19 protein-coding genes are annotated in these 22,979 nt (G+C 53.6%); 8 read left to right on the top strand and 11 right to left on the bottom strand.

The window, feature by feature from the left end:
- Nucleotides 1-61: 61 nt before the first annotated feature.
- The 4 genes from PXG97_RS10195 to dxs form a co-directional block, all read right to left on the bottom strand.
- Nucleotides 62-1,243, bottom strand: coding sequence for an MFS transporter (locus PXG97_RS10195; RefSeq protein ID WP_276497657.1), 1,182 nt, complete (start codon nt 1,241-1,243; stop codon nt 62-64).
- Nucleotides 1,244-1,443: 200 nt separating this feature from the next.
- Nucleotides 1,444-2,217, bottom strand: a complete 774-nt coding sequence (locus tag PXG97_RS10200; protein WP_276497658.1) for an alpha/beta fold hydrolase — start codon at nt 2,215-2,217, stop codon at nt 1,444-1,446.
- Between the two features lie 68 nt (nt 2,218-2,285).
- Complete coding sequence (locus PXG97_RS10205; protein ID WP_276497659.1) at nt 2,286-2,663, bottom strand: GxxExxY protein; 378 nt, start codon at nt 2,661-2,663, stop codon at nt 2,286-2,288.
- 190 nt (nt 2,664-2,853) lie between these two features.
- On the bottom strand, nt 2,854-4,770 hold the full coding sequence (dxs, locus tag PXG97_RS10210) for a 1-deoxy-D-xylulose-5-phosphate synthase (protein WP_276497660.1): 1,917 nt from the start codon (nt 4,768-4,770) through the stop codon (nt 2,854-2,856).
- A 374-nt stretch (nt 4,771-5,144) separates the two neighbouring features.
- Here dxs and PXG97_RS10215 point away from each other — a divergent pair, with 374 nt between their 5' ends.
- The 6 genes from PXG97_RS10215 to PXG97_RS10240 all read left to right on the top strand — a co-directional run bounded on the left by PXG97_RS10215 (nt 5,145) and on the right by PXG97_RS10240 (nt 11,486).
- Nucleotides 5,145-5,915 (top strand): segregation and condensation protein A, encoded by a 771-nt coding sequence (locus PXG97_RS10215; RefSeq protein ID WP_276497661.1) that lies wholly within the window; start codon nt 5,145-5,147, stop codon nt 5,913-5,915.
- A gap of 100 nt (nt 5,916-6,015) precedes the next feature.
- Nucleotides 6,016-7,095: a lysylphosphatidylglycerol synthase transmembrane domain-containing protein gene (locus tag PXG97_RS10220; RefSeq protein ID WP_276497662.1), complete on the top strand. Its 1,080-nt coding sequence runs from the start codon at nt 6,016-6,018 to the stop codon at nt 7,093-7,095.
- Nucleotides 7,096-7,174: 79 nt separating this feature from the next.
- Nucleotides 7,175-7,699: a lipoprotein gene (locus PXG97_RS10225; protein ID WP_276497663.1), complete on the top strand. Its 525-nt coding sequence runs from the start codon at nt 7,175-7,177 to the stop codon at nt 7,697-7,699.
- A gap of 173 nt (nt 7,700-7,872) precedes the next feature.
- Nucleotides 7,873-9,015, top strand: coding sequence for an FAD-dependent monooxygenase (locus tag PXG97_RS10230; protein ID WP_276497664.1), 1,143 nt, complete (start codon nt 7,873-7,875; stop codon nt 9,013-9,015).
- A gap of 101 nt (nt 9,016-9,116) precedes the next feature.
- On the top strand, nt 9,117-10,469 hold the full coding sequence (gene chrA / locus PXG97_RS10235; protein ID WP_276497665.1) for a chromate efflux transporter: 1,353 nt from the start codon (nt 9,117-9,119) through the stop codon (nt 10,467-10,469).
- An 84-nt stretch (nt 10,470-10,553) separates the two neighbouring features.
- Entirely contained in the window at nt 10,554-11,486 is a 933-nt protein-coding gene (locus tag PXG97_RS10240) for a DUF1259 domain-containing protein (RefSeq protein WP_276497666.1), read from the top strand.
- Between the two features lie 113 nt (nt 11,487-11,599).
- Here PXG97_RS10240 and PXG97_RS10245 read toward each other — a convergent pair whose 3' ends face one another.
- The 3 genes from PXG97_RS10245 to PXG97_RS10255 form a co-directional block, all read right to left on the bottom strand.
- Complete coding sequence (locus tag PXG97_RS10245) at nt 11,600-12,277, bottom strand: SH3 domain-containing protein (RefSeq protein ID WP_276497667.1); 678 nt, start codon at nt 12,275-12,277, stop codon at nt 11,600-11,602.
- Nucleotides 12,278-12,723: 446 nt separating this feature from the next.
- Complete coding sequence (locus tag PXG97_RS10250) at nt 12,724-13,032, bottom strand: hypothetical protein (RefSeq protein WP_276497668.1); 309 nt, start codon at nt 13,030-13,032, stop codon at nt 12,724-12,726.
- Nucleotides 13,033-13,251: 219 nt separating this feature from the next.
- Entirely contained in the window at nt 13,252-14,241 is a 990-nt protein-coding gene (locus tag PXG97_RS10255; RefSeq protein WP_276497669.1) for an aspartate-semialdehyde dehydrogenase, read from the bottom strand.
- Nucleotides 14,242-14,699: 458 nt separating this feature from the next.
- Between PXG97_RS10255 and PXG97_RS10260 the strand changes: the two genes are divergently transcribed.
- On the top strand, nt 14,700-17,225 hold the full coding sequence (locus PXG97_RS10260; RefSeq protein ID WP_276497670.1) for a lamin tail domain-containing protein: 2,526 nt from the start codon (nt 14,700-14,702) through the stop codon (nt 17,223-17,225).
- 160 nt (nt 17,226-17,385) lie between these two features.
- Here the strand turns inward: PXG97_RS10260 and PXG97_RS10265 are convergent, their stop codons facing one another.
- The 3 genes from PXG97_RS10265 to PXG97_RS10275 all read right to left on the bottom strand — a co-directional run bounded on the left by PXG97_RS10265 (nt 17,386) and on the right by PXG97_RS10275 (nt 21,346).
- Nucleotides 17,386-19,080, bottom strand: coding sequence for an IPT/TIG domain-containing protein (locus PXG97_RS10265; protein ID WP_276497671.1), 1,695 nt, complete (start codon nt 19,078-19,080; stop codon nt 17,386-17,388).
- Between the two features lie 17 nt (nt 19,081-19,097).
- A complete protein-coding gene (locus PXG97_RS10270) occupies nt 19,098-19,862 on the bottom strand; it encodes a hypothetical protein (RefSeq protein ID WP_276497672.1) in 765 nt (254 codons plus the stop codon).
- Between the two features lie 257 nt (nt 19,863-20,119).
- On the bottom strand, nt 20,120-21,346 hold the full coding sequence (locus PXG97_RS10275; RefSeq protein WP_276497673.1) for an alpha/beta fold hydrolase: 1,227 nt from the start codon (nt 21,344-21,346) through the stop codon (nt 20,120-20,122).
- 158 nt (nt 21,347-21,504) lie between these two features.
- Between PXG97_RS10275 and PXG97_RS10280 the strand changes: the two genes are divergently transcribed.
- A complete protein-coding gene (locus PXG97_RS10280) occupies nt 21,505-22,326 on the top strand; it encodes a sulfite exporter TauE/SafE family protein (protein ID WP_276497674.1) in 822 nt (273 codons plus the stop codon).
- 78 nt (nt 22,327-22,404) lie between these two features.
- On the opposite strand, the gene PXG97_RS10285 is transcribed toward PXG97_RS10280, so the two are convergent.
- Complete coding sequence (locus PXG97_RS10285) at nt 22,405-22,851, bottom strand: DUF2059 domain-containing protein (protein WP_276497675.1); 447 nt, start codon at nt 22,849-22,851, stop codon at nt 22,405-22,407.
- Between the last annotated feature and the right edge of the window lie 128 nt (nt 22,852-22,979).

Genomic DNA, 22,979 nt, shown 5'->3' on the forward strand with positions numbered 1-22,979 from the left:
ACTACAGTATAGAGAATGGTTTCGATTTTAGCGGCAGCCTGCTTTGTGTGGGCTGCCGTTTTTACTTGCGCAGCAGCGGACGCATGGCACGCAAACCTACCGCGGGGCCAATAGCCAAAAGTATAAATACCGCTTGCGCCGGCAGCACCGTGAGCAGGTAGCCTGTTAGCTGTATGCTGAAGATGGTGATGGCAAATCCGATGGAGGTAACCACCGTAAGCGCCGTGCCCACCAGCTGCGGTGGCGCTGTACGAGCCGTTAGCGCGGAAAACTGCGGTGAGTCGCCGGCTACCACCACCCCCCAGAACACCAGGAAAGGCAGGAGCAAGGCAGGAGCCTGCAGCACCCACACACTGGCCACGCAGCAAAGCCCCGACAGCAAGAGCTGCACAAAGGCCACGCGCTCGCTGCCCCAGCGCTGCGACAGGTAACCCCCCACAACACAGCCCACGGCCCCGGCGGCAATCACCACAAAGCTAGCTACCGACAGCTGCCCCGGCAGCCACTCTGGAAAGGCCATGGCAAGTATAAAGGGCACAAAAGCCCACAGCGTGTACAGCTCCCACATATGGCCAAAGTAGCCGAATGCCGCCGCCCGCAGCTCTTTCACCCGGAAAACCCGCAGCAAGTTGCTGGCCTCGAACCTGGCGCCTTTGGCTAGATAGGGCCCGTCGGGCACGAGCAGGTACATCAGCAGGCCACCGCCAGCCGCCAATACGCTTATGGCCAGCAGCATCGTTTGCCAGGGCAGGTCGGCGCCCAGCCCACGCAGCAGGTGCGGAAAAGCCGTGCCCAGCACCAGCGCCCCCACCAGGTAGCCAATGGCCTTGCCCAGTTTGCCGCTGTACCAGCTGGCGGCTATCTTCATGCCCACTGGGTAAATGCCAGCCAGCAGGAAACCCGTGATGCCGCGCAGTAACAGGACGCCTGTTATACTTGTGGCCGTAAAGAGCACCAGCGCGTTGGCCACCGCCCCCAGCAGCGCGCACAGCAGGAACAGCAGCCGCGGCGACACCCTGTCGGCCAGCGAAAAGAAGGCGAAGCAGAGCGTGCCCAGTATAAAGCCCAATTGTACCGAGGAGGTCAGCAAACCCAGCGCCTCCTGCTGCAGCCCCAGCGAGGCCTGCAGCTCGGGCAGCACCGCATTACCGGCAAACCACAGCGAGGTGCCCGCAAACTGCGAGAACACTATGGTCGGTAGGATACGGGCAGGCGCCGGCGCAAGGGTGGCAGAGTGTGTCATGAGGCATCGCTAGTGAAGTATAAAGATACACTTGGTTTTGATTCTGCAAAAAGCGCAGCGGGCGGTGCTCCTGGCAACTTACAGCTATGCTTTCGGAGTGACTATATCTTCGGGTAGGCAATCGTACGGGGTTTGCCCTATTACGTCTGTTTTACAACCAGCAGGTAGAGTCGCAGCAGCAGCAGCAGCAGCAGTACGAACTACCCGAAGATCGTCTCAGCAAATTTCTCTATAGCCTTGCGTGTCTCATAAGGGCGCTCGAACATGCCCATGTGGCCGGTCTTCTCCAGGAAATATACCATGCTGTTGCCGGGCAGGTGGCACTGCTCCAGCGCCTTCTCCAAGGGCACGGCCCCATCCTCTTTGCCAAAGATAAATAGCACCGGGAATTTTGCCCCGCGCAGCACGCCGGTGCGGTCAGGGCGGTCGCGCATGGCGGCGAGGGCACCTTTTATACTTTCTTTCGGGGTGGCCTTGCCGATGTTCTTCATCAGCTCAATTTCCTGCTGCAGCCGTTCGCGGTTGCCCTGGTAGAAGAGTGGTTCCGTAAACGGGTTGATAAAGTTATCCACCCCGTGGCGCTCCACGAAGTCAATACTCTTGCTGCGCTGCTCCTTCTTCTCGTCCGTGTCGGGCAGGGCAGAGGAGTGGAAAAGGCAGAGACCGCTGAGCATGTGGCCATACTTTTCGGCAAAGGCCATGCTAACATAGCCGCCCATGGAGTGGCCAATCAGAATGCACTTCCTTACACCCAACTTCTCCAGCTCTTGCTTCACATCATCGGCCATACTTTCCATGCTGTAGCGCTGGGCGCCTTGCGTATTGTCGCCAAAGCCCGGCAGGTCCAGGGCGATGATGCGGAACTTCTGCTGCAGTGGCTGCGTGAACTCCGCCCATACTTGCTTGCTCTCGCAGAAGCCGTGCAGGAAAACCAGCGTGTCGCCGGAGCCGTGGTCGGTGTAGGTGTTTGCCATTTGTCTGAATCAGGATTTTCAGGATTAGTGGATTGACAGGATTCCCTTCAAAAGTATAAAATTGGGAATTACCCCTTATACCTGCTGTTGGATATCTTTTTATACTGGAGGCTACTTGCTCCAAAATTAATAAGAAGGCCTATGGGCATGTTATAAGCAACAGCATCGTTCTTCGCCTGTGCCCAATGAACATCTTCTAAGTTGACCAATGCTTTAAGTTCAACCACAATGTTATTCTCAACTACAAAGTCAGCTCCGCGATGACCTACTTCAGTGTTGTTGTAAAACATTGTCTGGTCTTTCTCCCGCTCAAAACCTAATCCAGCAAGCTCTAGCTTTATCGCTAAGCAACGCTGATAAGTTACCTCCTGAAAGCCATTGCCCATAGTAGTATGTACCTTCATGGCACAGCCAATTACTTTATAGGTGATGTCATCCAATTGCATGAAGTACTATACGACATCAACTATAAGTATGTGAATTTAGTAATAGAAATCCTGTCAATCCACTGATCCTGAAAATCCTGATTCAGACAAAAAAAGCCCCGCAGCTTTTACACTGCAGGGCTCTGCTCTGGAATAGTCTTTATCAGAATTTTATTTCATCCTGTTCATTCGCTAATCCTGTAAATCCCGATCATACTTTCACCGGCACACCCACCAACTCCCGTACGGCATTTTCGATGTCGATCGGGGCAAAGCCAGCCTCGTGCTGCAGCTCCAGCTGGGAGCCGTGCTCAAAAATAGCATCCGGAATACCGAGGCGCTTCACCTGGCAGGTATAGCCGTTGTCTACCATGAACTCCAGCACCGCGCTTCCGAAGCCGCCCTGCAGGCAGCCATCTTCCACGGTCACCACCTTCTCATACTTGCTGAAGATGTGGTGCAGCAGCTCTTCGTCCAGTGGCTTGGCGTAGCGCATGTCATAGTGGCCCGGCATGATGCCGTCGTGCGCCAGTTTCTGGCAGACGTCCACGGCATAGTTGCCCACATGGCCGAAGGTAAGGATAGCGACCTCTTCGCCTTCCTGAATGGTGCTGCCTTTGCCCACCTGCTGCAGCTCCAGCGGCGTGCGCCACTGTGGCATCACACCCTCGCCGCGCGGGTAACGAATCGTGAACGGGCCCATGTCCTCCTGCGAGGCAGTGTACATCATGTTGCGTAGCTCCTGCTCGTTCATCGGGGCGGCCACCACCATGTTCGGGATGCAGCGCATGTAGGCGATGTCGTAAGCGCCGTGGTGTGTGGGGCCGTCGGCACCGGCAAAACCGGCCCTGTCGAGGCAGAAGACCACGTTCAGGTTCTGCAGGCACACATCGTGCACCACCTGGTCGTAGCCGCGCTGCATAAAGGTGCTGTAGATATTGCAGAACGGCACCAGCCCCTGCGTGGCCAGGCCAGCGGAGAAGGTAACCGCATGCTGCTCGGCAATGCCCACGTCAAACGCACGGTCGGGCATGGCCTTCATCATGATGTTGAGCGAGCAACCGGATGGCATGGCAGGCGTCACACCCATGATCTTCGGGTTCTGCTCGGCCAGCTCCACCATCGTATGGCCGAACACATCCTGGTACTTTGGCGGCTGCGGCTGGTCGTACTGCTTTTTATAGATCTCGCCGGTAATCTTGTCGAAGGTGCCAGGGGCGTGCCATTTGGTCTGCTCTTTCTCGGCCAGGGCAAAGCCTTTGCCTTTAGTAGTAAGCACGTGCAGGATCTTTGGGCCTGGGATGTGCTTCAGGTCTTCCATCACCGATACTAGGTGGTTGATGTCGTGACCGTCTATCGGGCCAAAGTAGCGGAAGTTCAGTCCCTCAAACAGGTTGCTCTGCTTCAGGATGGCTGCCTTTACGCCGCTCTCAATCTTAGAGACAATGGTGCGGGCATCCGGACCAAATTTGCTGATCTTGCCCAATATCTTCCACACCTCGTCGCGCATCTTGTTATAAGTGCGGGAGGTGGTGATGTCTGTTAAATATTCTTTGAGCGCGCCCACGTTCGGGTCGATGCTCATGCAGTTGTCGTTGAGCACCACCAGCAGGTTCGCGTTGGCCACGCCGCCGTGGTTCAGGGCCTCGAATGCCATACCGCCCGTCATGGCGCCATCGCCGATCACGGCAATGTGCTGGCGTTTTTCCTCGCCCTTATACTTAGAGGCCACGGCCATGCCCAGTGCCGCCGAAATAGAGGTGCTGGAGTGGCCCACGCCAAAGGTATCGTACTCGCTTTCTTTGCGCTTCGGAAAACCGGAGATGCCGCCATGCTTGCGGTTGGTATGGAACACGTCGCGGCGGCCCGTCAGGATCTTGTGCCCGTACGCCTGGTGCCCCACATCCCACACCAACTGGTCGTAAGGCGTGTTAAACACGTAGTGTAACGCTGTGGTAAGCTCCACCACGCCCAGGCTGGCCCCAAAATGGCCGCCATGGATCGATACAACGTCGATGATATACTGCCTTAGCTCCTGTGTTACCTGCAGTAGTTGCTCCGGCTTCAGGTTCCGCAGGTCGGCAGGCGAGTTGATGGAGGCAAGCAGCTCTCCGGGTTTGATTATCATAGTGTTATCCTTATAGACCCCTAACAAAAAATATGGGCTAAAGTTTAAAAAGCACAAACTGTACCCTTTCTTCCAAAAGGTAAAGTTAGTAAATAAAAAAACACAAGCCGCCACCTAATGTGGCAGAACACTTGTACGAATTATATAGGTAAAAGTATATGTATGCCGGAAAAAGGCTGCAAGGGCAAAAAAGCAGACCTCTGCTGCTGTGCCCGCCGCCCTATGTTTTGCTGTATACCCTGCCGCTGCCAAATAGTTGTGAACCATGGCCCGCCTGTTTAGGTTGAAGCAGGGAAGCCGGAAGTATGCAATCCGCTGAAAATGTTTATTTTTGCCACCTGCGCAGCCACACGCGCCCATAATGAGTTGATAAGGTGAGTTTCGAGATTAGATTACCGCTGTTTGAGGGTCCGTTCGACCTGCTGCTGTTCTTTATTGAGCGCGATGAGCTTGACATACACGACATTCCGATCTTCCGGATCACGACGGAGTTTGTGGGCTACCTGCAGCAGCTGGAGCAGCTGAACATAGAGGTAGCCAGCGACTTTATACTTACCGCCGCCACCCTGATGCGCATCAAGGCCAAAATGCTGCTGCCGCGCGTGGAGAAGGACGAGGAAGGCAATGAGATTGACCCGCGTGAGGAGCTGGTGCAGCACCTGCTGGAGTACAAGAAGTATAAAAGCGCCGTGCCGGACCTCTCTTTAATGGAGGACCAGCGCATGGCACAGGAAAGCCGTGGCAACATACACCAGGAGCTGCAGCAGATCGCCAACGCCAACCATTTTGAATACGAGCTGCAGGACCTGAGCCTGTACAAGATCATGCGCGTGTTCGAGAAGGTGATGGTACGCTTTGAGGAGGAGCAGAACAGGCCGAAGCATACCGTTATCCAGTACCCGTACACCATCGAGGGGCAGCGCGATGTGATCCTGAGCATGGTGCATGCGCGCAACCGGCTGGCTTTCTCCAAACTGATAGAGGAGTTCCCGGACAAGATCGGCATGATCTTCAATTTCCTGGCCATCCTGGACATGCTGCAGCTTAACCTGATCGGCATAGAGGTAGGCGAGGGGTTCAACGATTTCATCATTACCGAGGCCGAGGGGCAGGCTGCCCAGGTAACGCAGCTGTTGGTAGAGTAACCGCCAACTTAGCCGCACTTTGGGCGTAGTCTTACAATTGTTCATAGCTTTACGTGTGCCTTGGCCCGGAGCCGCTTCAAGAGGCAGATCACCACTTTAGATGGATCAGAACAAGAAAACGATACTCAAGAGCTTTAGCCCGGTAAAGGTGCTGATCCCGGTTTTGCTGGGCTTGGCCGCCACGGCCTGGTTGTTCATAAAAGACGATAAGGTAAGCGAGCTGAAAGGCATTGCCCAAGCCAACATTTGGTGGCTGGCGGCGGCGCTGGTGGTGCTGGTGATCCGCGATGCCGGCTACATGTACCGCATCCGCTCGCTGACGGACAAGTTCCTGACCTGGCGCAACAGCCTAGATGTGATCATGCTCTGGGAGTTTGCCTCGGCCGTAACGCCTTCTGTGGTGGGCGGTACCACGGTGGCCACCATCATTCTCAACAAGGAGGGCATCCCGCTGGACAAGTCGCTGGCGTACGTGATGCTGACGGCGGTGCTGGACAACATGTTCTTTATCGTGGCCGCGCCCATTGCCCTGCTGCTCACGCAGGGGCAGGTGTTCCCGACCTTCAACCTCGACCCAACGGACGTGGCCAAGCTGCAGTCGGCTTTTTACATCAGCTACGGTCTGATCGCCGTCTATACGTTCATCATGATCTATGCGCTATTCGTGCGCCCGCGGGCGTTCAAGTGGCTTTTGCTTAAGATCACCTCTATTGGTTTCCTGCGTAAGTGGCGCGTAAACGCGTTCCAGCACGGCAACGAGATTGTGTGGGCATCGGAGCAGCTAAGGGGCAAGGATTTTAACTACTGGGCCCGCGCCACGCTCTCCACAGTGTTTGTCTGGAGCGCCCGCTACTTCCTGCTCAACTGCCTCATCGCCGCCTTCGTGGACGTAACCTTCAGCGAGCACCTGCTCATCATCTCCCGCAACCTGATCTTCTGGATCGTGATGCTGATTGCCATCACCCCGGGCGGGGCAGGCATCGTGGAGATGGCTTTCCCGAGCTTCTTTGGCCTGTTTCTGGGGGGCTTTGCCAGTGTGGTGGTGGTGCTCTACCGCCTCATCACCTACTATCCATACCTGATCCTGGGTTCTTTCTTCCTGCCGAAGTGGGTGGCGAAAGTGTTTGGCCGGCAGTCGGAGGAGCAGGAGGCGCCGGCGCAGGAGGAGTACAAGCACTAGCCGCCAGCTATGGCCTGTTTGTAAGGTATACCCGAAAGCCGTACCTTCAGCTGCACAAAGTATAAAGTATAGATTGGTGATGAAACGATACATCTTGCCGCTGCTGGCACTGCTCTGGCTGGCCGGCTGCAACGGCAGCAATACCGCCCTGAACGAGAAACTGAAAGCCGCTGTAACAGAAGGCGAGGCCGGCCCGGAAGGCTACAAAACCATCAACATGGCCGAGCTGACAGATTTTGACTGGGACATGCTATACTTCTTTCAGCCAAACGAGGACGAGCAGGCCATCAGCGACGTGATCGGGTTTACTTGGGATGGTGCCGAGGTGCCGGAGAACCACCGCCGCCTGCTGTTCGTGAAAGGGGAGGAAGTAGTGTCGTATGTGGATTACTATTACAATGATTTCCCGCTGTTTGTGTATGGCTGTGGCGATGACAAGTGGGTGTACCCAAAGAGCCGCTCTGAGTTCGCCAGTTTCAAGTACTGCAGCGGAGAGCAGGAGATCTATACCTTTATACCGGTGCCCTGTGTGGATAACATCCGGCTGCTGATGGACAATAAGTGCCCGGAGAAAAATGGTGAGGCAGCTGCTGTAGCCGAATAGAATAAGCCGGTTTTATGCCGGCTTTTTTGTGCCCTATAAGTTAGCTTTGCCTACTGCCTTGTAAGTAAGTTACAAAGGCAGGCAAAATTCGTAGTTGATAATAAGGCGCATCTTAAGGGCAGTGCCTGCAGCTGGGGAGCCTTGGCAAAAGGTGCGACATAAAAAACAGCCATATGAAAGCGATTGTGATTGGCGGCGGAATCGGAGGGCTATGTACGGCCCTGGCCTTGCAAAACGCAGGCATAGCCACCACTGTGTACGAGGCGGCCCCTAAGTTCCGGGGCTTGGGGGCGGGTGTTGGCCTGGCCGCCAACGCCATGCAGGGGCTGGCGCGGCTAGGCGTGGCCGACGAGGTGGTGGCGCGCGGCAAGCAACTGGAGGCGCTGGTGATTTTTGATGAGCACGGGAAAGTGATCCATAACATGGACACCCGCCCGCTTAGCAACAAGTATGGCATCAACAACTTTGTGATACACCGCGCCGACCTGCATGAAGTGCTCAACAGTCATCTGCAGCCCGGCTCGGTAATATTGGGCAAGCGCTGCGAAGAAGTAAGGCAGGAGGGGGAGCAGGTGGAGGTGTTGTTTACCGATGGCAGCTCCGACTCGGCTGATGTGCTCATAGCCGCTGATGGCATCAGCTCGGTGGTGCGGCAGCAACTGGTGCCGCAAAGCATGCCGCGCTATGCCGGTTATACTTGCTGGCGCGCCGTTATCGATAACCCGGGCGTGGAGATAAACAACATGATCTCGGCGGAGACCTGGGCACCTGAAGGACGGGTTGGGATAGCGCCACTGCAGGACGATAAAATCTACTGGTATGCCTGCATCAATGCCCCGCAGCGCGACGAGAAAATGCGCCGCATGACGCCCGAAAGACTTGCCCGCCACTTCGAGAAAGTACACGCGCCGGTAGAAATGGTGCTGGCCTCCACCGCTCCGGAGCAACTTATCTGGAACGACATAGCTGACCTGAAGCCGCTGAAGCGCTTTGTGTACGGCCGTGTGGTGCTGCTGGGCGATGCCGCCCATGCCACCACACCCAACATGGGCCAGGGAGCCTGCCAGGCTATAGAAGACGCCGTGGTACTGGCGCAGTGCCTGCAGCAGGAGCCGGTGCTGGCAAAAGCCCTGAAGCAGTATGAAAAGCGCCGGATGGCTAGAACCGCTAAAGTGATCGAGCTATCGAGGAGGTTGGGCGAAGTGGCGCACTGGCGGCACCCGCTGCTGGGCCGGCTACGCAATACGTTGTTCAGGGCCATGCCGCGGTTTGTTACCCAGCGGCAGATGGAGAATCTGTATAAGGTGGACTTTTAAGGTGCAGCAAGGCACGGCCATACCTGCTGCGCTAGCCTGCAAGCCTCCGCGCCTTTGGCATGGGTTTTTTATCGCATATCTTGCACACTACAGCTAAAACCATGCAAGCCGATACTTCCGCTATTGCGGCCCCTACAAACAAGCCAAGCTTCCGGGAGGCTTTCTTTTTTTGGCTGAAGCTTGGCTTTATCAGCTTTGGAGGCCCGGCCGGGCAAATCGGCATCATGCATGAGTTTATCGTGGAGCAGAAGAAGTGGGTGTCAGAATCCAGGTTTCTGCATGCGCTGAACTACTGCATGCTGTTGCCGGGGCCCGAGGCGCAGCAGTTGGCCACCTACATCGGCTGGCTGTTGCACGGTGTTAGAGGAGGCCTAACGGCGGGAGTCCTGTTTGTGCTGCCATCTGTGTTCATTCTGCTGGCTTTGAGCATCGTGTACGTAACCTATGGCAGCATACCCTGGGTAGCCGCGCTGTTTTATGGGCTCAAACCTGCCGTAGTGGCTATAGTGGCGCTAGCCTTGATCAAGATTGGCAAAAGAGCGCTTGTCAGTTGGCTGCATTACGTGCTGGCTCTGTTGAGCTTTGTCCTGATCTTTTTCCTGAATGTGCCTTTTCCACTCATCATCCTGGGGGCCATTGGTGTGGCGGTGCTGATGCTGAAGGCCTTCCCAGCTGCCCTTCAACGGCGTGACGGAGACGAACAGAAAGCAGCTGATGAGTCAGGCTATTACGTTAATGCCGCCACCGTGCTGCCTGATGCGGTATTTAGCTGGAAAAGAGCCAGGAAACAGGTAGCAGTTGCCGCCTTGCTTTGGGGAATTCCTTTTTTATTCTTTTACTTCCTCCGGCAGGACAGCGGCTTCTGGAGTAACCTTTCCCTGTTTTTCACCAAAGCTGCTCTGGTGACCTTTGGCGGCGCCTATGCCGTGTTGCCGTATGTGGCGCAGGTTGCCGTAGAAAAGCTCAACTGGCTCAGCAACTATCAGATGATCGACGGCCTGGCCTTGGGCGAAACCACTCCCGGTCCCCTGATCATGGTGCTGGCCTTTGTAGGGTTTATGGCAGGGTACAACCACTTTGCCGGCTCGCTGTTGATGGGCACGCTCGGGCTGTTCGTGACCACCTACTATACCTTTTTGCCTTGCTTCCTGTTCATCCTGGTAGGGGCGCCGGTTGTTGAGCGGACGCAGAGTAATGCCACCATCAAAGCTGTTTTAAGCATTGTGACGGCTGCTGTCGTGGGTGTTATTCTGAACCTGACCGTATACTTTGGCAAAGCCGTAGTTATCAGGGAAAGTGCCGGAACAACAGCTGTTGATTATTTTAGCCTTGGCTGGATCATTATCTCTATACTGGCCATGTACCGGTTCAAAGTTGGTATGATTCCCTGGATAGCAGTAAGTGCATTGGCGGGTTTGGTGATATACCTGTTGGGTTACTTTCAGCCCGTTTAAATAAATACGATGTATGTGCCTTCTGAGAGGTTGATTAGCAGTAAGTTGTCGTAAAAGGGAGTATACCTATACCTTTCGATGACTATGAAAAGAATAACCGCTTTATTGTTCTTATGCCTCTGGCTCGTATCTGTTGCTGTGAGCCAGCATGCCGCTGTGAATCAGCAGGCAAAGAAATTAAATGTAGCAGCCATCGAGCAGGTGCTCGGCATGAAAGGGCAGGAGAACAACGGGGAGTACAAAATAACGGTGCCACAACACGATCTGAAGGTGGAAGTAGATGGCTTTAAAATCATTCCGCCGATGGGTATGGGAAGCTGGGCTGCATTCAGCCCTACACCGAACGGTGCTATGGTGATGGGCGATGTTGTGCTGAAAGAAGAGGAGGTCGCGCCGGTGCAACAGGTGGTTATCAGCAATGGCTTAACCATTACAGGTTTGCACAACCACTTCGTGCGGGAGAAACCCAGTATCATGTACATGCACATAGGGGGCAGCGGAACAGAGGAAGTTTTGGCAAAGGGAGTGAAAGCCGTGTTGGATAAGATAACAGCGTTAAGAGGCGGAGACCCTGCCAAGGCAAAAGCGGAGCAAGTGGATAACTCCCTGGATGTGCAGCAGATTGCCTCTATACTTGGGCACGAGGGAGAAAGGAGCAGCGGTGTTTATAAAGTCACGATAGGCCGGCCCGATGTAAAGCTGCAGGAGCATGGGCAAAAGGTAAGCAGTTTTATGGGGTTCAACACCTGGGCCGCCTGGCAGGGCACACCGGAACGTGCTGCTGTGGCCGGCGACTTTGCCATGCTGGAAGATGAAGTGGCACCCGTGATCAAAGCCTTGGTAGAAAATGGAATAGAAGTAGTAGCCGTGCACAACCACATGGTGCACGAGGAGCCGCGTATCTTCTTCCTGCACTACTGGGGCGTGGGACCTTCCGAGAAACTGGCAACGGGCTTAAAAGCTGCCTTGGATCAGACAAGGAAACCGCACAACAAACAAGGCAGCGGGCACCGGTAGAGAAATCTCCTTTTGATGAGTATGCTTCATAAAGAAGGCACCGGCTATACTTAGCCGGTGCCTTCTTCTTTTATGGACCCGGAATGGGAGCAGTGCATGCGCAGGTTTTGGCTCTATGTGCAGCTGTACCAGGTCAGCACAGTTTCGCTGCCGTCTTTGCTGATTTCCACGTCCTGCACGGCATCGCCATGCAGCAGCATGCGTTCGATGAGCCAGTAAGCCTCGTTGAACGGAAAACTGAACGTATACTTTAGGTTGTGACAGCTGTCAAAAAGGGTATACTCTTCTACTATTCCCTTTGGGTAGGTCTTAACCACGGTTTCGTAGTCAACTTTATGGCCTTCTACTACTTCGGTCTTGGGGATGACCTTTTCTGCAGGTGTGCCGAAGGTAGCGGCGTAGTACGGCTCGTCCTGGAGCACCCCTAGCGCCAGCCCCTTGAACCGGGAAAGCATGCCGTCAAAAGCATACCCTGTGCTGTTGCCAGCCTTCACTTTTATCCAACCGCCGTGCAGCGTCAGGAATCCCCCGCTAAAATCGCTCACTTTTACCTGCAGCGGCTCTGCTGGCAGCGAATCAGCGAGTACCGTGACTATAGTGTTGTAGGGTAGCTTCGCCAGCACCGGCGCCTGCAAAGAAGGCCGGGTTCTGATGTTCACTCCGGATGTGGGTGCAACATAAAGCTTATCACCTTGCCTGTAGCTTTCCATCGCGAAAGTAAGCTGTGGCAGCAGGCAGGTGAGGAAGAGAAATATAGCTGTTAGTTTGGTGCAGGCTAGGCTCGGTGTCATAGGGGAAGCATCTTGTTAAGAGATTACAATTAAGTTCTACTATGATTTTTAGCTGGGCCAATCCTACCAAACATGCCGTCGTTAGTCTTGCTTTTGCAAAGCAAAGCAGTTGCAAACTGCTGCTAAGGTAACCACAAATTGCGCTGTCGCTAAACTTTCGGTATGGGGTGAGGGATTAAAGCCATTTTCTCTGTTATTACTTCATTAACTTCAGTAATCATTTCTTGTATCCATTGGTGGAAGCTAACCGCACGTCTTAAGAAAAGAACACTAAGAACGACAGAACTTGTAATGACAATTATCTTCTCTTTGTCCAGTCCGCTGCTTAGCAAGCTATACACCATAGATATGATTCCAAATACTAATAGAGAAAAAAATAGATTGTAGCACATTGTCCGTAGTGCAAGAAAGGTATTGATAACTTTAAAGTTTTCTGGACTAAGGTCTCATATACGAGAGATTTCTTTACCTCTTTTTCCTATACTTATGGGTAAGCCTTTAGTGCGCTTTTGCCCCCAAAGACTTACAAGAGGTTTAAAAATTTCATACGATAGATATTGCATTGGGAAACCTATCATATAGCAAGCTATCAAAATTAATAGAGATTGGCTTACTGATAAATGTGACGTAAAAGTTGAAACACTCTCAATGGATAAATTTTGGCCACCTATTACAAACCCAAGTATGATAAAAAGCGGGAGTCCGGGTAAAATGGCTCCAAATACATCAAAAACACCAAATTTTATATTATCCATGTTTTATACCTTATTGATATGATCTCTAAGCACTTCAATGCTCATAGCTTAATATGAAATATTTAAATTAATATACTAAAATCTTACTATAACCACAAATAAAAAACGGGGACTAAATAGTCCCCGCCAGACAGCTTCTGGACTTTCCAGCCCGGAAGAGTAGTCATTATTCTAAATCAGTCTTTTGTCCTTTGTCAAAAAATCTTTTGTCAAGGAAGCCTACACCAACTCGTGCTTCACCAGGTACTCGGCAATTTGTACGGCATTGGTCGCGGCGCCTTTGCGCAGGTTATCCGCCACGATCCATAGGTTCAGGGTGCGCGGCTGCGTTTCGTCTAAGCGCACGCGGCCAACCAGCACCTCGTCCTTGCCATGCGCGTCTTTTGGCATCGGGTACTGCAGGTTTTTTACGTCATCTACCACCTTCACACCTTCAGTCTGGTTCAGGATGCGGTATACTTCGTCCAGCGTAAAGTCTTTCTCAAACTCCACGTTCACCGACTCGGAGTGTCCGCCCATGACCGGAATGCGCACCGCTGTGGCTGTCACGCGAATCGAGTCGTCGCCCATGATCTTCTTGGTCTCCAGGATCATCTTCATCTCCTCTTTGGTATAGCCGTTTTCCTGGAACACATCGATGTGCGGCAGCACGTTCAAATCGATCGGGTAAGGGTAGGCCTTCTCGCCATCTTTGCCGGCGCGCTCGTTCATCAGCTGCTCCACCGCCTTCACGCCTGTGCCCGTTACCGACTGGTACGTGCTCACCACAATGCGCTTGGCCTTCAGCTCCTCGTGCAGCTTGTTCAGGGCCACCACCATTTGTATGGTAGAGCAGTTCGGGTTGGCGATGATCTTATCTTCTTTCGTTAGTTCTTTGGCATTAATCTCCGGCACCACCAGCTTTTTAGATGGGTCCATGCGCCAGGCCGAGGAATTGTCCACGACCACGGTGCCTGCTTCGGCAAACTTTGGGGCCCACTCGGTGGACGTGCTGCCGCCGGCCGAGAAAATGGCAATGTGCGGGGCAACCGCAATCGCGTCCTGCATCCCGATAACCTTTATCTGTTTACCCTTAAACTCCATCTGTTTACCAACAGATTTCTCAGAAGCAACCAACATTAATTCTGTCACCGGGAAGTCGCGCTCCGCCAGTACTTTCAAAATTTCGCCGCCTACCAAACCGGTAGCGCCTACTACTGCTACTTTCATTTAGGGTATATATTTAAATTGTTTAATGGTTGAATTGTTGGCCGCTGGGGTGCAATGCGCGCAGGTTGCAACCTGTTTCTACAAAAAGCTAACTCTTTAACTCCCAAACACGCTAACGCTCCAGCTTCCTTAACCAACGCCCCGGCCTCCCGTAATAGTTCTAAAATCACAAAAGCGGTTGCACTGTCCCAGGCACCACAGCGTTTTCCAAACCAGTAAGAATCACTAGTTGCTCAAAATTAATGGAATATTGCTGATGCGGCTGCTAAGTTCGTAAGTTTTCATCACAATTTCTGCGCATGAAACAAACTTTACGCCAAGCTGTTAACCAAATCTTAAAAGCGATACGTTGCCTTGCGGTTGAAATTCGTAAGGGCCTTGTTCCTCCTCCTGCTCTTAAGAGGGGCGTAGGGGGAGGTCTGCTGCTTCTGCTCCTCCCATATTTCGCCGCAGCCCAGTTGCAAGACAGCTTCTCTGATGGCAACTTCACCCAAAGCCCTGCCTGGACCGGAGATTCAGAAAGCTTCATCATCAATACTCAAAACCAACTGCAAAGTAACGGTCCTGCCGTAACCGGAACAATGCTGCAACTCGTCACGCCATCACAGACAGCGGTAGGCGCCACCTGGGAGTTTTGGGCGAATCTGAAGCTGACTACCTCCTCCAGCAACTATGCCGATGTGTGGCTCATCTCCAACTCCGAAGACCTGAAAAATCCCAGTACCAGCGGCTATTTTGTGCGCATCGGCGGTACGGCCGATGAAGTGAGCCTGTTCCGCAAGGACGCCGGCAAAGCCGCCGTGAAGGTTATTGATGGCCAAGACAAGACTGTGGCCACCAGCAGCAACGTGGTGCGCGTGCGGGTAAGCCGAAGTATAAACCATGCATGGGAACTACGCATAGACGTGACCGGCACCGGCGAAAACTTTGTGAGCCAAGGCACCGCCACTGACGCCACCTACACCCGCTCGGCATACTTTGGCGTGCTGCTCAGGTACAGCTCAGCCAACAGCCAAAAGTTCTATTTCGATGATTTCGCCATTACCGACACGCAGCCACCTATGCTGCAGGAGCTGCAAACGGTAAGCCCGCAGGAACTGACGCTGCAGTTCAGCGAGCCGCTGCAGCCGGAAAGGGCGCAGCAAATCCGCAACTACACGTTGAATGGAAGTATAAACCCCCTGATCGCGGAGTTGGTGGAGCCGGTGAAGGTGCGGCTGGTGTTCAGCCAGAACTTCAGGAGCGGAACCAATGAGCTGCGCATCAGCAACCTGCAGGACCTGTACGGTAACGCGATTGCCGAGCCTGTACTTGCCAATTTCAGCTTTACACCGCCTGCCGTGCTTCCGGGCTACAACGAGTTGCTGATAACAGAGATCATGGCTGATGAGAGTCCTGCGGTGGGGCTGCCGCCGCAGGAATATATCGAGCTGTATAACCCCACCGACAAGGTGCTGAGGCTGCAGGGCGTAAAATACTCCGATGCTACCTCCACGGCCACATTTCCAGATGTGCAGCTGCTGCCCCAGGAGTATGCCGTGGTGGTGCCCAACAGCCAGGTTACCAACTTCAGCGAGTACGGCCGGGTGATCGGCATCAGCAATTTTCCGAGCCTGAACAACAGCGGGGAGCTGCTGCAGCTGCGCCAGCCAAACGGCAAGCTGATCTACGCCGTAAACTACGCCGACACCTGGTACAAGAACAGCAGCAAGCGCGATGGCGGGTGGAGCCTGGAGATGATCGATGTGCACAACCCCTGCGCCGGCATGGAAAACTGGACGGCCTCTGAAGACCCGCGCGGCGGCACCCCGGCACAAGCCAGCTCCGTAGCCTCCTCAAACCCCGATAACACACCGCCTGCTCTAACAGATGCCACTGCCGCTGCGCCAGATAAAGTTATACTTCGCTTCAGTGAGCGGTTGGACAGCACGCAGGCAGCCAACATAGCCAACTACAGCCTCAACCCGGATATAAGTATAAATCAGGCGGAGGTGCCGGGGCCGCTGTTCTCCGAAGTTATACTTACGCTTGGCAGCCAGCTGCAGGAACGGCAGGAGTATACCGTAACCGCCACAAGTATAACCGACTGCTCCGGCAACACGAGCACGAGCCCCTTAACCTATACTTTGGCGCTGCCCTCAGCACCCGCGCCCGGCGATGTGGTGATCAACGAAATCCTGTTTAACCCACGCACCGGCGGATCTGATTTTGTGGAGCTGGTAAACCGCAGCGACAAGTACCTTAGCCTGAAAGACTGGAAGCTGGCCAATACCTCCGGCGACACCATCAGCAACCTTAAAAGTATAACCACCGCCAATTATGTGCTGGCGCCGGGGCAGTACGTGGTGCTCAGCCCCAACCCCGATAACATCAAGCAGAACTACCCACTGGCAAGGCAGGAAACCTTTATCAGGATGAGTAGCCTGCCCAGCTACCCCGACGACGCCGGAACCGTGGTGGTAGTGCAGCCGAATGGCGAGGTGGCGGATAGATTCAGCTACGATGCCAAAATGCATTTTGAACTGTTGGATGATGTAAACGGCGTGTCGCTGGAGCGGGTGCGGCTGGAGGGACCAAGTACAGCCAGCAACTTCCACTCGGCGGCTACCACGGTGTTTGCCACGCCGGGCTATAAAAACTCGCAGTCGCAGGAAGGGGTGCAGGCGCAGCGGGTATTTGAGGTCTCGCCCAAGGTATTTTCCCCGGACGGCGACGGCTATGAAGACTTTGCCACGATCAACTACCGCACCGATAAAAACGGGTTGGTGGCCAACATCACGGTGTATGACGCAGCGGGGCGGGAGATACGCAAACTGGCTCGCAACGAGCTACTGGAGGCAAACGGCTTCTTCCGCTGGGATGGCCTGCGGGAGAATGGCGCCAAGGCCAATATCGGCTATTACCTGTTCCACATCGAGCTGTTTGGGCTGAATGGGGAGAAAAGCGAGTATAAGGAGAAAGTAGTGGTAGGCGGCAGGCTCTGATTATACTTTTTTTAGCAACAGCAGCTAAAATATTTAGAGGGCAGGCTAAAAATGTTAGCAACTTTGTGGACAAGCGATGTTATCCACACTTTGATAGCCTCCTAAAAGAAAGCGGCCTCTTGTGTAAGAGGCCGCTTCCAAATGCAAAACCTGCTTGCGGTTAATTCGTCACCACAAAGTTGTCTGCGCTAATAAGGGTTTGCCCGTTATGGATCACACTTATTTTCATAGAGCCGGTAACGTTAGAGGGCACCACAGCCCGTATGGTATTCTCCGTCACACTCAGTACCGAGGTCGAAACCGTGCCGAACCTTACACTTGTGTAGGAGTTGGGGGTAAATCCAGAAGTGGTGATAGTTACCACTGAGCCTGCTACGGCAGAACTCGGAGAGAAGGATGCGATAGAAGGCGCCAGCACCGTGAACTCCTCCTCAGCCTCCAGAAGCTGGCTGCCGTGCCTTACCTTTAGCTTTACCTTGCCCGCCTCAATGCCTGACGGAACATAAACCCGCAGCGATGTTCCTGTTGAACTGTGCGTGTTAACGGCCACCGACCCGAAGTAAACCGTGTAATACTGGTTTGGCAGGAATTTTCCGCTGATCACCACCTCTTTGCCGATACCGCCGGAAGCAGGCGAAAAACCTGTAATAGCAGGGGCTATCACTTGGTACTGCTCGGGCGCATCCACCGTGTGAGGCCCTGCCGTTACACGTACTTTATAGCTGCCAACAGGCAAGTCATGGGGTACGGTAACGGTAAGTTGACCAGACGATACCACTGAAACACTAGCAGGTACTTCCCCAAGCTTTACAGATATGTTATTGTTGTAGTAGTAGGAGCCACTGATAGGGAAGTTACCGAAAACAGAGAAAGAGCTCCCCGTAAGGCCAGAGGCCGGCGAAACAGAAGACACCGTGTGCGGCGTTACCACAAACTCACCAGGCAAGACGGTTGTCACGCCGTCAACTGTTATGGATATGACTACCCTCTCGCTGCTCAAAGTATAAGGCACCTGTACCTGAAGGCCGCTGGGGCTATAACTGGTAACCGACACTTCCGTCTGGTTCATGTATACCCTGGCTGAGCTGTAGTAGTAATATGAAGAAGACGGCATGTTATCGCCGGTGATGGTTACTGTTGTGCCAATCGTACCGGTTTTAGGGGCAAAATCCTTAGGCGTAGCGACTATCTTGAAGTTAGTTGTAACACTGTGTTCTCGGCCAGCTATCCGGAGTTTTACCTGCACCTGGTTGTAGCCGTAGTAGCTGTTCGTTTCAACGCCGTTAGGCACCTCTGCCACCACTTTGGAAGAGGATACTTCCAGGACTTTGGCCGGCGTGTTGGCAAACAGAACCTGTATCTCTTCTTTTGTGCTGTTGAAGAAGCTCCCGCTTATCGTAACCCTGTCGCCTGCTTTGCCGCTGTTGGGAGAGATGCCCTGCACGTTAGGCGAAGGCAGGGTAACATTGGAAATCTGGCCAAAAACGGTCCCCTTCTCGTTAGTCAGGTATGCTCTGGCGTATATGGTTCGGTCATAGTAGTAGCCAGACTCATACAAGCCAGTCACATCGTAGGTGAAATCTCCTATCTGCGCATCCTTGCCCAAAGAGGCTTTGGTGCCTCTGGTTTCGTTTAAGTCAGAGTTGAAGCCATAGACAAAGCCGTAGTCAATTACCTTGATGTCTCCCTTGTTAAGGATATGGCCTTTAAGCTTGACGCTTGTCGGCGAAAGAGCTTGCGCCTCCAGTGTCTGTACTTCGGGGTGCTTTACTTCGTCTTTCTCGCAAGCCTGAAGCAGCAAAGTGAAAAGCAGTACAAGCAGGAGAGGGCTTTTTGAAAAGTATGAACGCATCATCTTGTTCCGCTTTAGCCTTAAAACACGTATCCTATTCTCACCCCGTTCATCAGGCTAGGGCCGAACGTAAATGAGGTGTTGGTCACATCAGCCGTATTGGAAGGCGAGTTAGAAGAGTCGCTCTGCTTCACCTCTATGTCTTCCATAGACTTTTTGCTGAAGCCAAAGCTTACCTCATATCCAAAGAACAGGTTCTTGGCCATGTAAAAGTCGAAGCCAGTCACCACGTTAAGGCCGTAGCGGGAGTACCCCTGCTGCGTGTAAGTATAGTAGATGTGCGGCGGGTACCCATTGGAGTAGCTGCTCTCGCGCCATGCGCCCGTAATGGTGGTAGTGGTGTTGTCGGAGGTGATTTCCTGCTCTGATGTCTTCTTCTCAAGGATAAGATCAGCACCGAGGTAAGGAGACAGCCTTCTGGTGCCCTTAAAGTGCTTTTCGATACCGATGTTCACGCCGATCGTAGTGCTGCTGCGCTCATCCTTGCTGTTGTAAGAGTTGGTGCCGTAAGGGTTGGAGCTCTCGTTAAGCCTGCTGTCCTTGCTACCGTTAAAGCCGAGGCGCAGGGCCAGGTCAGGTTTGGCGAAGTAGCGGAACTTCAGTTGGTTAAGCGAGTTGTTCAGGCTGATGGTGCCATTAAATGGGTTTACATTTAGCTCTGTGGCTAACTGCTTCGCCTGCGGTTTCAGTGTTGCCTCAGCTACGCTGTCTGGCTGGGAAGTTTGTCCATAGGAAGTAAAGGCGGCTACTGTACAAGCCGAGAGTGCGAGTAAAAATGTTTTCATAAAAAAGATTATATAATTGGAGGCGCGAATATAGGAACTTAAAGTATACTATTTGGTATATGTTTATGAATTCAGTGCAATTCTCCAGTCTGAAAGAAGCCGCTAAGACAAGGCGCAGACACAGAAGAGGGCATTCCAGGTGGTATTGCGCGCGCAAGCAGGTGTATGCTAGGAATCAGGCAAGCGTATAAGTGGCACAAAAAAGCCCCGCAGCATAAGGCTGCGGGGCTTCGAGTATCTACTCTAAAAATCCTGCTTTAAAATTCTTGAATCCAGGGCACCAGCGACTGCAGCATCGGTTCAAAGGCAGAACCATGGCCTTTCCCTTCTATGGGGAGGAACTCCAGCTGTTTGGCACCGCCGGCTATAAAACGATCGTAGGTTTTCTGAGAGTTGCTGAAGGGCACCACCTCGTCGGCGGTGCCGTGGTAGAGGCGGGTAGGGCTTTGCGGCACCCAATCGTAGAAGCTATTGGCCTGTAGCGCCTTTTTCAAGGCGAGCTCCTGCTGGTTGTCCTGCAGGGCCGCGAAGAAGGCTGGGTTAAAAAGTGCCTTTGGGTCTTTGGTCAGCTCCCTGTTGATGGCGCTACCGCTCTTGCTGCCGTCGAACAGGCCGGGCATCTTAGAGGCGTAAGGCTCCTGGAAAAAGTCTGACATCGGGCGGTTCCACTTGTTGGTGATGTTGTAGGCCTGCAGCACGTAGGCCAGGTAAGCAGGGTAGGAGTAGGCCTTGCCTGATTTCACCAGGCTCAGCATCTCTACCATGTCGTAGCCGCCTGCCCCCGCTGCCGAGGCTGTTACCTTCAGGCCGTGCGCCGGGTTGGTTTCGATCTCCTTCTGTGCAGCCAATGTCACGTAGCCACCCTCCGAGTAGCCCACCAGGAAAAGCTTTTCGCTTACAGGCACCGCTTTCTCCTTGCAGAGCGTCTTGGCTGCCTTGATCATGTCCACCACGGCCAGGGCAGAGTGCTTCTGGTCGTAGTAAGGGTGCAGGATGTTTTTCGATTCGCCGAAGCCGATGTAGTCGGGCACCAGCATTACATAACCGGCAGAGGCAAAGAACTCAAAGCCGGAAAGGCCCTCGAAGTTGGACGGGGCGTCGCGGTGGGCGAAGTTAGTGCCGTGCTGTGCGCTGATAACCGGAGCCGGGGTGGTCATGTTTTGGGGCAGGCAAACCAGTCCGGAGGCCTTTATCTCCTGGCCCAGGTAGGTGGTATGATACACCAGCCTGTACACCGAGATGCCATACTTTATCTCGCCGCCATAAGTGCCGTACCCTTGTGAGGAGGCAAGCTGCTGCAGCATTCCTTGGGGCACGCTCAGGAGCAGCTCCGACGACACGTACAGGTCCTTCCCGGCTACGGGTGGTGCCGCTACGGGTGTCTCTTCCGCAACAGGCGCCGCGGCAGCGGCTTCCTTCTCGCAGGAAGTATGGCTCAGCAGGGTGCCGAGCAATAATGTATAGATAAAGAATTTCTTGAACACGGGTGATGTCTCTTTAATATGCAAGAAGGCAACAGCAGGCAAGCCGTAGAAGTGCCATCAGGCTGGGCAAAAATCGATTAGAGATTTTTTAAGGCAGGGGAGAATCAGGTAAGGGCCTGGCGCCGTAACTTGTGCCGCTTTTATACTTTATACTTCAAGTGGAAGAGATTCTTTACCTGTGCCTGTTCGCCTTTATGGCAGGCTTTGTTGATTCGGTGGTGGGTGGCGGCGGGCTGATACAGGTGCCGGCCCTGCTGGTGTTTCTGCCCGGCGTGCCGCTGCCCACGGTATTTGGTACCGGCAAGTTTGCGGGCATTGCGGGCACCACGGCGGCCATGGTCAAGTATGTGCGTAGCGTCAGGATCAATTACCTGGCTATACTTCCGGCGGCCGCGGCGGCCTTCGTGTGCTCCTTCCTGGGAGCCCGCGCCCTGAGCCTGCTCGATGCCAGCCTGCTGAAGCCGCTCATCCTGGTGCTGCTGGTGCTGGTGGCGGTGTATACTTTTATCAAAAAGGATTTTGGGGCCTTGCATGCGCCCAGGCTCACTGAGGCTAAAGAGCGGCTGTATGGCCTGCTGATTGGGGCTGCAATCGGTTTTTATGACGGTTTCTTTGGGCCAGGCACCGGCAGCTTCCTCATCTTTATCTTCATCGGGCTGTTCGGCTTTAACTTTCTGGCGGCCTCGGCGGTGGCTAAAGTGGTGAATGTGGCCACCAACCTATCGGCGCTGCTATACTTTGCCTGGAACGGGTACGTGCTTTACGAGGTGGCCGTGCCCATGGCTGTCTGCAGTATACTGGGTTCGCAGTTGGGCACGCGCACCGCCCTGAAACGCGGCGTAGGCTTTGTGCGGGTGCTGTTCCTGGTGGTGGTCACCGGCATCATCCTCAAATTCGCCTACGACACCTACGGCTCCGGCGGCAGCGATTTTGCCAAAGTGGCTGCCTCGGTAGAGCAGTGGTTCGGTAGGAAAGGGTAATCCGCTTAAATGATAAAAAGACAGGCGCCATACCCTATGTATAAAAGATATGGCGCCTATCTTTTTGCCGCTTTCCGGTTAGTTTTTCGGAAGCTTCCCTTCTGCCTGCATTCTCTGGATAACACGCATGGCTACTTCCTGGCCGTACTGCTGCCCTTTCAGCATAGATTCCTGCATGATAACGGGCATCTTGTCCAGCAGCTTCTGGCCCAGCGGTGTGTTGTACAAAGCGATCAGGTCTTTTATCTCCTGATGCGTGAAGTGCTTGTCATAGATGGGCACCGTCAGGTTTACAAGGTCTTCCACTGTGAAGCTTTTCTCGAACTCGTCCCACAGCTCAGCGGGAACAGAAGTGTTTGTTCTGCGCACAGTCTCCATGCTCGTATTGATAGCCTGCATGCCTAGTTCGCCGGCCTTTGTTAAACGGAGCAGTTCTCTGATGTCTTTTGTTTTGGCATTGTCCTGAGCGAAGGCTGATGCGCAGCTTACCAGCAGCACAAGCAGGAGGGTGTAAAGTTGTTTCATGTTAACGTATAAAAGGTATAAAAATGCAGGCTAAGATAAGCAGGCTGGGCGCCTTGGTGGAGACAGCTTGTTTTTATGTTAGGTTGAGTAGGTTGTGCTGCGTAAATATAGCATTATAGAATTACTGT

The sequence above is a fragment of the Pontibacter litorisediminis genome, assembly GCF_029360645.1.
Taxonomy (GTDB): domain Bacteria; phylum Bacteroidota; class Bacteroidia; order Cytophagales; family Hymenobacteraceae; genus Pontibacter; species Pontibacter litorisediminis.